We start from the raw sequence: 1,396 nt of genomic DNA, 5'->3' as shown, positions 1-1,396 counted from the left end.
CCACCAGGCGGTCGATATTGGCGAGCACATGGTCGCGCTCGGTCTGCTGCCCGCACCACCAGGTGGCGATGCTCGGCAAGGAAAGGTTCTCGCTCCGCAGCTCCTGCGCGATCCTGGGCAGGAAGGAAAGCAGCGCCCGCGTTTCCATCAGGCCCGAACCCAGCGCGTTGACGGCCGAGACGGTGCCGCGGCGAATGGCCTCGACCAGCCCGGGCGTGCCGATCTGCGAGTCCGGCCTGAGCTCGAGCGGATCGGCGAAGGCCGCATCGAGCCGCCGCCACAAGACGCCGATCGGCAGCAGCCCCGAAACGGTGCGCACCATCAGCCGGCCGCCGGACACCGTCAGGTCCTCGCCCTCGAGCAGCATGATGCCGAGATAGCGCGCGATATAGGCATGCTCGTAATAGGTCTCGTTGAGCGGTCCGGGCGTCAGGATGGCGACGCGGCCGCCGGACTCTCTTGCCATGCCGTTCAGCGCGTCGCGGAAGCGACGGAAGAAGCCGGCGAGCCGATGCACATGCAGCTCGCCATAGATGTCGGACAACGCGCGCGTGGTGGCGACGCGGTTTTCCAGCGCGAAGCCGGCGCCCGACGGCGCCTGGGTGCGATCGCCCAGCACCCACCAGCGGCCATCCGGTCCGCGGCCGAGCTCGAAGGCGACCATATGCAGGAAATGACCGCTGGCCGGACGGATGCCGACGACCGGGCGCAGATATTCTGGACTGGCCGCGATCAGCCCTGCCGGCAGGATGCCGGTCTCGATCAGCCGGTTCGGTCCGTAGATATCGGCGAGGATCGCTTCGAACAGGTCGGCGCGCTGGACCAGACCGGCGCTGATCTCGGCCCATTCCTTTTCGTCGATCAGCAGCGGGACATGCGCCAGCGGCCATTCCCGCTCGTTGGCGCCGGCCTTGTCGTAGACGCGGTAATAGACGCCGGCATCACGCAGATACTGGTCGGCGCGGGTAAAACGCTGCCCGAGCGTTTCCGCACCCAACTCATCCAGCGCTTCGATAAAGGACCGCCAGGCCGGGCGCGGATTGCCTGCGGCGTCGACCATCTCGTCGACGACGCCGTCGATTGGCCGATCGAGCCCCAGCAGGCTCCGCGCCCGCGGCTTTCCACCCGCCCGTTTCTGATTCCCCTTTGCCATGGTCGATCAGAGTCTCGCGGGCCGTCTGAGGTCAAGGGTCATCGGGAAGTCTTCAGAAGCTTCTTCGGCGTGAAGCACATAGCCGCCGGGCGTATGGCCGCGCGGCTCGAAGCGGGCGAGCCGCCGCGCCTCGGCCTCGTTGCCGTTGACCGGGAAGGTCTCGTAATTGCGGCCGCCCGGATGCGCGACATGGTAGATGCAGCCGCCGCTAGAGCGGCCCGACCAGCGCGCGTAGATGTCGAA

General features: G+C 67.6%; 2 protein-coding genes. Both read right to left on the bottom strand.

The window, feature by feature from the left end; genetic code table 11:
* On the bottom strand, positions 1 to 1,153 hold a 1,153-nt coding region (locus AC4FWB_RS34120), incomplete at its 3' end, for a circularly permuted type 2 ATP-grasp protein (protein ID WP_491030601.1).
* Between the two features lie 6 nt (positions 1,154 to 1,159).
* Positions 1,160 to 1,396 (bottom strand): transglutaminase family protein (locus AC4FWB_RS34115; RefSeq protein WP_491030600.1); only part of this gene is annotated, 237 nt, incomplete at its 5' end.

The organism is Mesorhizobium sp. LEGMi-168a (assembly GCF_058312955.1).
This window is presented reverse-complemented; position numbering and strand designations above follow the sequence as displayed.